This is a genomic window from Proteiniclasticum ruminis (assembly GCF_900115135.1).
Classification (GTDB): domain Bacteria; phylum Bacillota; class Clostridia; order Clostridiales; family Clostridiaceae; genus Proteiniclasticum; species Proteiniclasticum ruminis_A.
Map to the genome: position 1 here is coordinate 17,940 of NZ_FOVK01000021.1, position 9,172 is coordinate 27,111.

Consider the following 9,172-nt stretch of genomic DNA (forward strand, 5'->3'; position numbering starts at 1 on the left):
TGATGTCATATCGCACTTCAAAGTCATACACTAAATAATTATATCATGTATAAAGTCCATTAAATCGGACAGTGAGTGCTTAATCCGACTACGTTAACTTCAAACTTTATTCAACTTTCTTCTATTTAATCAAGATAATCTGAACCATCTGCATCATCAGCACAATAATCAGCATCTCCTTTTACATTCTTATAAATCATCCACTGGTATTTCATGCGATACTCATACTCCTTCAATACCAGTTCTTCTAAAGTTGATATTCCATTTGCAACCATAAATTCTCTCGCCTCGTTTTTCTTGCGTATCTCCTTGAAGAAAACTACTTCATCCATCTTAAAACCAAACCGTTTTACCTCAACCATGGATTTTCTTATTATCTCACACTTTTCCTTTTCATCCCTCCTATGCAAAACATAGTTGAGAACTTCGAGCGCATGAATTTTTGAATCAATAAGCATTTTCAACACCTCCACAGATATTATCATCTTTTACGAGAATCCTATTCACTCACTATACAATTTTATAATATGATAATCTTACTATAATATTCTCTCACTTACACATTCGATTTGATATAACAGCAAAAGAGAACATATGAAAACACATGCTCTCTTTTGTTACATCCAAATATTTAATTCAAATTAGATAATCTCAATCCATGATTCTACATATGATTCTTCTGAGAGACTGTATAATTTACTTTTTATGGACATGTTAAAGTCATCAAATTCGTCCATCCTATAATATATAACAGGCTCAATATCCCCGATTATATCCCCATATTTTGAAATCGGGAAACCCCTAGTTAACGAATATATTACTATTCTTTTCTTGCCTTGAACTACTTTGATATTCAACACTCCATCTTCAATGCTTGTCGATAGCAAGTTGAGTAACTCATCTGCAGATATTGCATCAGATAAGTTGATAGTGTACTTGAATGCAGAATACTCTTTCATAAGTGCCCCCTATTATAAGATAATAAAACCTAGTAAATTTTTGAGAATCTCATGCGAAAGAAAACGTACTATGATTTATCAAAAGTAATATTAACTAAATATAGTATAACATCTTTTATACTAAACGTAAAAAACATATACATTTCACGTTCATTGATTCCCCCAATCATCAAATTTAACCCCATCATCTACTCAAACTTCACCCCAGTCCTTCCCATTCAGCCCGAATATTTCATCGTTTCCTCCCCCATGGGAGAGCGTAAGAACCCCACCACTGGAGAAAGAGAGGTTCATTACGGCATTGACATTGAAGTTCCAGGTATTGAAGGACAGAATGTATTCTCTATTCTCCCAGGCGTTGTCTCAAACATTTCCTCCGATGACCGCCTTGGCACCTACGTTGTCGTCAAGCATGGTGCAATGTCAACTTTATACGCCAATCTCAATCCAGGAGACATCAGGACCATCATTGGTCAAAGAGTGTTCTCAGGAGATGTGATTGGAATTGTGGGGAATTCAGGGGGAGAAGGAAAGCCACTTCTTCACTTTGAAGTAGATATTGACGGGGAAAGAATTGACCCCCTAACCATCATTGGAGTGAAGGAAAGTAATGAATAACGAAATACTATCGCTGATTTTATTTCTCTTAGGGATAATAATAGAGCCATACCTTCTAAAACTCTCCAGAACGCTTTCTAAGGCTTCCATGGATAAAGATGAAGTATTCCTCATAGAAGGGGAGGAAAAGCTGGGGAGAGGCGGAATTTGGCGTAGAGTGATGTGTGGGGGAATGTTTGGGGTAATAGGACTAAGAACTGGATTAAGTCTGGAGCTTATCATCTATCTTATCTTTTGCATCACCCTTCTTCTTGGATACTATTCCGATGTCCTGACCATGTATGTACCGACAGTCATCTTACTTTTTGGAGCAGTGCTCATAGGGATGCTCCAGCTCATTAGACTTCCACACTCCATTCCAAACTTCATTGCAGCAATTAGCTGCTATGCCATATTCTTGACATTCCAAAAGTACGCTAAAGGCAGCTTTGGAGGCGCTGATGTGGAAATCATCGCTGTCATGGCACTTGCGCTGGGCATACAGGGAGCGATGGGCATACTTTATGTAGCCTGTCTTCTGGCCGTAGGGGAAGGGCTGATTAAATGGATGAGGAGTAAGTGGAAGAGGGAGAAAGGGATGGGAAAGGAATGGGTGAAGGTAAAGAAGGCTTTCTATCCGCATCTAGTGTATGGGACAATGATTCATCTATTGGTTTTGTAAAAAATACGCAAATGCGTTTTAAATTCGTAAGTAGAAATTTCTCTAAAATAGTTATATTTTGAAGAAAAATGCAATATAATGAATTATAAGAACACTCCAATCCATAAAGAAACAGGAAACCCCTTGCCAGATAGTAGGGAATTAAAAATCAAAACGAGGTAGGCTGCCTCATGAAATAAAAGCCATTAAAAAAGCGAAATTAAATTATTTCATTTGGAAACCCCTTGCCAGATAGTAGGGAACGTTATAATTTGGAGTCCATACCACTAAAGATGGAGAGAAATGAGATGCCAGGCATCTCTTTTTTTGCGCAAAAAAAGAGGATAGAGAAAGCCTTGGCTCAATCTACCCTCTTTTGTGACTGACTTTCCGTTACTAAATTCCAGTAAATTCCTCTAAAAAGCCTGGCGGACTCATCACTAAAATAGCGATATGAGTTTATTTAATGGATTGCACATTTTAAGTATTGCAGGAGACTCGTTGAGTTTTTCTATACTGCAACCTTTTGCAATATATCTACAGTGCGTGTATAGTTCATCATTTATTCCTTTTGATAAAACAGCGATTACTTTATTGTAAGGCTTTGTACTTATGTTTCTAATATCCTCATTTAGAGCCGTATTAGGAACGTAAAACTCTTCTCCTGTAGAAGTGGTTGTATCACTAACAAATCCTAAACAGGCGCTCGTAGTTCCAATGAGAGTATCTGTAGATAGATTTAGCCTAAATTTACCATCATAGAAACAAACCATTTTTGCATTTCTATGTATTTCCATAAGCCTATCTAATACTTGAAGCTTTTGCTGTGTGGTTCCATCAGGTGAGAACTCAAAATCTCTCTCCGATAGACGGCCTTGACGGCAATTATCGAAAAATTGTGATGCTGACTTTATCCTGCTTGATTGATTTAGTTTCACGCCAGTTAAATGCAAATAATTACGGGGAAAGAATACTGTTTGAATCTTATAGAGCTTTCCATTCACCTCGTAGACAAACATAAAGTTTTGATTGTTTAAGTTTTCCTTGTATCTCTTAGAACATCTACTTATTATTTCAATCGCTGTCTTTTTGTTCACAAAGCCCTCCTAAAAAAAAGAAGATAAATGGAACCGCAGCTACATTTACCTTCTTTGAATGACTGATTTATTCCGTTGTCCGCCAACTGCCAGCACATACGTCTGGTAAGTATATCGGGTTTATTCCGTTGCCCGCCAACCGCCAGCACATTCGTCTGGTAAGTATATCGGATTTTTAACGTGTCAGCCCACGTGTTTGTAGCTTTATTATAGCCTAAAAGTCTTCACTATTCAATCCTTTTTAGGGATTCTAGAATTTAAGCTATTTGGGGATTCTTTATATTATTATACGCTAACAAGAAAAATTTTATAACAAAAAGATTAACTCGTGCCGTTTGAATTGCATGAAATATAAAAATCTTTTGTGTTTCATTATGAAATTTACCCTCTTTTACGACTGATTTTTTCATTGTCTACAAGCTTTCTCTCTATGACCTTATCAATACAATTCAACTTGAATCTATAGTAGATTAACCTTTCTCTTTGACTCCTAGAGGTTAAGTTGTGACTAACAATCAGAGTGAGCATGAAAAAGGTAATCCCATACACTATATCCTCAGCACCGTAACTCATTTGGCTTAACAAATCCTGGTTGCTCAAAATGATTGCGAATAAAGCCAAAACTAACGCATAGTATCCAAGCCGTATCCCAATAAACTTATCAAAGTCGTTGATTTCAAGTGATTGCAGTTCCATATCAGTCTGAAATCTTTTCTCTTGCAAATCAGAAACACTAAGTTTATTAAGATTTTTTATGAGGATTTTTTCGAGACCAGTATAGGATTGGGTTGTTACTTTTTCATTTGGATAGTCTTTTTTGATGTATTTCAATATGATTTTTGGGGGATTAAAACTCAATATTAACCTCCTTTAAACGTCTAACGTATCTAAACAATGAATCATACGAGTTTTCCCTAAAATCCTTGATGGAAAATTCTTACAGTAATACTATCGTGAGTTAGTGAGATATCTCCTATTTGGTAAAACTGATTGGTCTCTTTGTATTTTTTTATAGCCTCAAATACATGATTTCGATTTACAGTTAACCCACTTCCTTCTCTATACTTTATCCAGAAATCAGCCAATGATTTGAGGTCGCTAATAGATAGCTCGATAGAAGCATGGATAACGCTAGGAGATACAACTGCAACAGGGGTAGACCCTTTATACACAACAAATTTACCAGTATATGGCCATGGTCCATCTCCACCTCTTGAGAACCCTGATGGCAACTGCTTTGCCATTTTATCTTCGAATGTTTCTGTTTTCTTTGTGCCAATGACGATGATTTTGTTTATCGCATCAACTCTAGTGTCACTCTTGACGACTCTTCCTGTTTCTTTTCCATCGGTTAGAGTCACAGTGTAGACGATGGTTCGAGTTCCATTTACCCCATCTCTCTCCACACGTTCTTTCCCTTCTTCCAGAGTGTTGTCATACTTAGTATCTACTGCAAAGGCAATGGTTTCCTTCTTTATTTCTTCCTTTGTTGTAACTACTGGTTTAGCTGTTGGTGCAGGAGTTGGCTTTGGAGTAGGTGTAGGTGTAGGTGCGGGTTTTGGTGCAGATGCTACCACCTTCACCCCAACCTTGACCACTTCTTCCACTACCTTCTTCGTCACTTCTCGTCCCACTTCTTTTCTTCCTGTTTCCACCCCATCCGTGTAGGTCACTTCATAGGTCACGGTCTCAGTTCCATCTATTCCCTTCTGGGAGACAACAGTCTTTCCCTTTTCCAAGGTTTCATCATTCTTTTTCACCGTAGTAAAAGGTATCTTTACTTCTTCTTTTACGGTTTCAGTTGTAATGACGGGTTCCTTTTCATCTTCCACCGCTGGAGTTTCTACAGGTGTTTCTAATGGAGCCTCTACTGGAGTTTCCACTGGGGACTCTATGGGAGTCTCTGTGGGCTCTTCTGGGGGAATGGGAGGGGAATCCTGGAGTCTAGCGCATCCAGTGAGGAGGAAGGCTAGAGTGAATGCTGTCGTTAATACTTTTATCGTCTTACTTATCATGTCTGTTCTCCTTCATCTATTACTTCTGTAGCCATACCCAAATTGGTTGAACAATTCTTTCTCCATCGTGAGTTGGAGCTCTATCAGGCTTTGGGAATGCAGCCCTTGCATATTTAATCCATTCTTCTCTTTCGGATGCTGTCATGCTTCCTTTTTCATGCCCCCATCCCCAAGCTAACATACCGTTATCCATTAATGTTCCAACATAAACTAAGTCTGATGACCTCCAACCCCATGTTTTATATTCTCCAGTCGGTCTTGTAAAGCTCACAGCTCCATATGCTGGGTCAGGAGTATATTCTTTTGGTGGTTCTGGTATTGGCTCTGGAGTAGGAGTAGGTTCAGGCTTAGGTGTTGGGGCAGGTGCAGGTGTTGGGGCAGGAGCAGGTTTAGGAGTCGTAGGTGCAGGTGTTGGTGTTGGCTTTGGAGCTGGTGCTGGTGCACTAGCCACTACCTTCACCCCTACCTTGACCACTTCTTTCACAGGACTTACCTTTACCTCCCGTTTTATCTCTTTCCTCTCTGTTTCCACACCATCAGTTTTTGTCACTTCAAAGGTGATGACTTCTATCCCTGGTACACCTTTCTGAGAAATAGCAGTTTTGCCTTTTTCAAGACTCTCATCGTTCTTTTTCTCTGTGGTGAATGGAATCTCTGCTTCTTCCGTGATGGTTTCTGTCGTTATGACAGGCTGTACTTCTTCCACAGGTGTTTCTACTGGTTCTTCCTCTGGAACTTCAACTGGAGTCTCTACAGGAGTCTCTAGGGGTTCTTCAGAGGGAACAGGGGTGGAAGGTTGAGGTGAGGAGCAAGCGGTGAGAAGAGCGAGCGTAAAGGATACACTTAGCATTTTTAGCATTTTGTTTTTTAAAATCATAATATCTCCTTTTCGTGCCTACCATTTGTAAGCATAGAATATTTTGTCAGAGTAGTACGATAACTCTCGTTTTTCGTAGATTGTGAGTTCTGTATTTTCAGTGTCATCAACAAAGGAATCTTTTTCAGAAGCTAAAATCTCAAAGCTGATGGCGTTCCCAGAAGCATCTACGGTATGAAACTGAATCGCTTTTGTCTCAGCCATAACTGTATAGCCAGAAATTTTCCGCTTACTTGCTAGAGAAGCTCCCCAATCATATCGATGGGTGCCATCTTCACTTTCAACAAGGACAGAGCCTTCAGGAAGGGCTTCGGGTATTTTCACTTCCAGCGATATTGTTTTCTTTGGTTCTTCTTTAATCTCTTCTTTTACTTCTTCTTCTGTTTCTTCCACAATTTCTTCTTCGGTTTCTTCTTCCTCTGGAACCTCCACTAATGTTTCTACTGGTGTTTCGATGGGTTCAGGAGGAGTTGGGGTTGAAGGTTGGGGAGAGGAACAGGCGGTGAGGAGGAAGGTGAGGGAAAGGGTTGGAAGGATGAGTTTAAGTAATTAATATAAACATCCCGATTACCTCTTTACTAACAATAACCCACCATGCTGATAATATTTTATATTATAGTCAAAAAATAGTACATAGAAATCAATAAAAATTACATTTAAATACTTAATAACTCTTCTCTTGTTATATTTTTCAACTTTTCTGCATAGAATACTATACAAGATTATTGGAGGTATTTATGAAAGTATACGGAACAGCGGAAATACTAATTTACGAGGAAGAAACAAGTAATATACTCTATTCAAATGATACTGAGCAAATTGCTGATGCACTTTACTTAATTGAAGATGATGGTTTTACGGGACTATTGGACTCAGATAATAACTCGTTTCTTATTACATTTCAAAAGGATGTCCATACAGTTGATAAGCAGACAATCTATGATAAGGTTCAAGAAATACTTGGTCAGCACTTAATTTTTCGCTATGATGTGGATAAAGCGCTTAAGTATTGGATTAAAGGAGAAAAGTAAAAGAAAGGAGGCTATAAGCCTCCTTTTATCTTTACCTAATAATCGAAATAGTTATATTCATTTGCTTATATATTATTTCCGTACTCATTTTTCCGAAATTTAACTTCAATAATTCAATCAATATTATCCCAATCATCAAATCCATCAGGGAATTCTAAATTTATATCAATGTCAACATTATCATATTTTCTTTCAAGACAGAGATTAATTAATTCTGTGCATGCATTTAATTCAACTGGTTCAGAAAAACCAATGATAAATCTAAACTCATCATTTATTCTAAACACTTCATCATATTTTGTTATCAGCATTTTCTTGATAGCTTCAATTGATGCTTCATGATAAATGCTCTCCTCAAGTAGATTCAATTCATCTAAAAACTTGCTCGTTCTTGAAATGAACTGCTTCATCTCAGTATTCCATTTTATTATTTTCTGATTCCCTTGCAAGTTAATTGGATATCTATGAATATTATAAAGTAATTGAGAGTATATAAATGATTCCCGCATCATCTTTATTATGTGGTTATTCAAATCCGCTAATATTAAGGGAATTATTTCATCAGCATTTTCAACTGTAAGCACTGGATAAAGTAGCTCTAAGTATAATTTTTCGTCACCCTCAACTGCCTTTATATTTAGTCCAAACTTGTCTCTAATTGTTTTATCACTTTTACGGATAATAATCCCACTATTCTCTAACTCAAAGATTATTTGTCTCCACCATAGTGCACTTACAGTCATATTCCGTTCCGCCATGCCAGCACTTAGAATAACTGGTGAGGATAATGTTCTATCTATGTAGTCACATGTTTTAAGCAACACTCCTAAGTAAAACTTCTGCTTTATTGATAGTTCATCACTTTTAATTATTGTTCTTTTTTCAACATCCATAAGAATCAACTCCCAGCTCATATTTCTATTACTGAAAATTATAATATAAAAAATCAATCATATCAATACTATTAGAATGATTTTATTTATTTGTACTATAGACAAAATATTTAACACTATATTGAAGATAATGATTAAGACACATATCATGATTACAATGTCTTCTGTATACAATTTGTTATACTCCAATTTATTGATGCTTCAGTATTGTACTGAACACATTATTGGTTCAAGAAGAAATATAACATTAATGTACTTGCATATGCATTATTATTTTAAGCGATAGAAGTAACGCAAGTTTAAGCCTTTTCGAAATATGTTTGAATTTATGATGTGTGACTTCATCTTTAAAATTTTGAAGAGATATGAAATCATCAATTGATTAGAAGAGTAATAATGAAGTTGTAGGATTGTCCTGAAGCGATAATAGCCAACTGAGTAATACAAGAATACGTTCATTTAAAACTCATAATATATCATTTAGTTGTTTCATAAACTTAATTGATAATAATTGGATTTTTATTTATTCACTAGATGTTTTTTAGTTGTTTTTCAAGACTTATGTTAGATTTGAAGTTCTTAGATTAGATATGGTTTTTAGGGGGTATGAAGTGTAATTTCTTATTGGAATGCTTGTGTAAATGCTTATTTATAAAGGTAGAAGGCTTCTGTATTTGGAATCGCTTCTGGTAAAGGGGATTAAGTTTCAATGTGGTTTGAGGGATAACTTTTAGCGGTGCCCGATTGGTGGACATAGCTTCATACCCCCCCCTTGTAATTATGATGTAAAAAAAATTACATCATAATTACAAAAGGAGAGGTTAGGTCGGACACTTTTATCGTCCGCCCTTCATGGCGTATCAAACTCCAGTTCCTAAGAACCAACCTCCCATGTATTAAATACATCTACAATCCTCTTCCGAACTTGGAAGAACTCGCTCAGGTCTGCTTTTACCGAGCGGCATTTCAGCCGTTTTGTAGCCCCCTACCACCGTGAAGTGGAGCAGTACAGTGTGTCTTTTCTGAGATTTTTATACTTGGT

At 36.9% G+C, this 9,172-nt stretch carries 11 protein-coding genes; 3 read left to right on the top strand and 8 right to left on the bottom strand.

The window, feature by feature from the left end; all coding sequences use genetic code 11:
- Positions 1-125: 125 nt before the first annotated feature.
- The gene (locus BM243_RS14390) at positions 126-458 is read right to left on the bottom strand and encodes a hypothetical protein (protein WP_074913218.1); all 333 of its coding nucleotides are present in this window, start codon (positions 456-458) and stop codon (positions 126-128) included.
- Positions 459-641: 183 nt separating this feature from the next.
- Positions 642-959 carry a hypothetical protein gene (locus BM243_RS14395; RefSeq protein WP_074913220.1) on the bottom strand — a complete coding sequence of 106 codons (318 nt, stop codon included), beginning with the start codon at positions 957-959 and terminating at the stop codon, positions 642-644.
- Between the two features lie 249 nt (positions 960-1,208).
- On the opposite strand from BM243_RS14395, the gene BM243_RS14400 reads away from it, so the two are divergent.
- Together BM243_RS14400 and BM243_RS14405 are read left to right on the top strand one after the other, a co-directional pair.
- On the top strand, positions 1,209-1,577 hold the full coding sequence (locus tag BM243_RS14400; RefSeq protein ID WP_177213537.1) for a M23 family metallopeptidase: 369 nt from the start codon (positions 1,209-1,211) through the stop codon (positions 1,575-1,577).
- Positions 1,570-2,238 (top strand): A24 family peptidase, encoded by a 669-nt coding sequence (locus tag BM243_RS14405; protein WP_074913224.1) that lies wholly within the window; start codon positions 1,570-1,572, stop codon positions 2,236-2,238. Before BM243_RS14400 ends, BM243_RS14405 begins: the two co-directional genes overlap by 8 nt.
- Positions 2,239-2,657: 419 nt before the next feature.
- On the opposite strand, the gene BM243_RS14410 is transcribed toward BM243_RS14405, so the two are convergent.
- The 5 genes from BM243_RS14410 to BM243_RS15320 form a co-directional block, all read right to left on the bottom strand.
- Entirely contained in the window at positions 2,658-3,314 is a 657-nt protein-coding gene (locus tag BM243_RS14410) for a PBECR4 domain-containing protein (protein ID WP_074913226.1), read from the bottom strand.
- Between the two features lie 381 nt (positions 3,315-3,695).
- Positions 3,696-4,172, bottom strand: a complete 477-nt coding sequence (locus BM243_RS14415) for a hypothetical protein (protein ID WP_074913229.1) — start codon at positions 4,170-4,172, stop codon at positions 3,696-3,698.
- Between the two features lie 56 nt (positions 4,173-4,228).
- Positions 4,229-5,329 carry a G5 domain-containing protein gene (locus tag BM243_RS15515; RefSeq protein WP_074913230.1) on the bottom strand — a complete coding sequence of 367 codons (1,101 nt, stop codon included), beginning with the start codon at positions 5,327-5,329 and terminating at the stop codon, positions 4,229-4,231.
- Positions 5,330-5,348: 19 nt separating this feature from the next.
- Positions 5,349-6,206 (bottom strand): G5 domain-containing protein, encoded by an 858-nt coding sequence (locus BM243_RS14425; protein WP_074913232.1) that lies wholly within the window; start codon positions 6,204-6,206, stop codon positions 5,349-5,351.
- 18 nt (positions 6,207-6,224) lie between these two features.
- On the bottom strand, positions 6,225-6,599 hold the full coding sequence (locus BM243_RS15320; protein WP_177213538.1) for a hypothetical protein: 375 nt from the start codon (positions 6,597-6,599) through the stop codon (positions 6,225-6,227).
- A gap of 344 nt (positions 6,600-6,943) precedes the next feature.
- Here BM243_RS15320 and BM243_RS14435 point away from each other — a divergent pair, with 344 nt between their 5' ends.
- A complete protein-coding gene (locus BM243_RS14435) occupies positions 6,944-7,237 on the top strand; it encodes a hypothetical protein (RefSeq protein WP_074913236.1) in 294 nt (97 codons plus the stop codon).
- Between the two features lie 113 nt (positions 7,238-7,350).
- Here BM243_RS14435 and BM243_RS14440 read toward each other — a convergent pair whose 3' ends face one another.
- Positions 7,351-8,130 (bottom strand): hypothetical protein, encoded by a 780-nt coding sequence (locus BM243_RS14440; RefSeq protein ID WP_074913238.1) that lies wholly within the window; start codon positions 8,128-8,130, stop codon positions 7,351-7,353.
- Between the last annotated feature and the right edge of the window lie 1,042 nt (positions 8,131-9,172).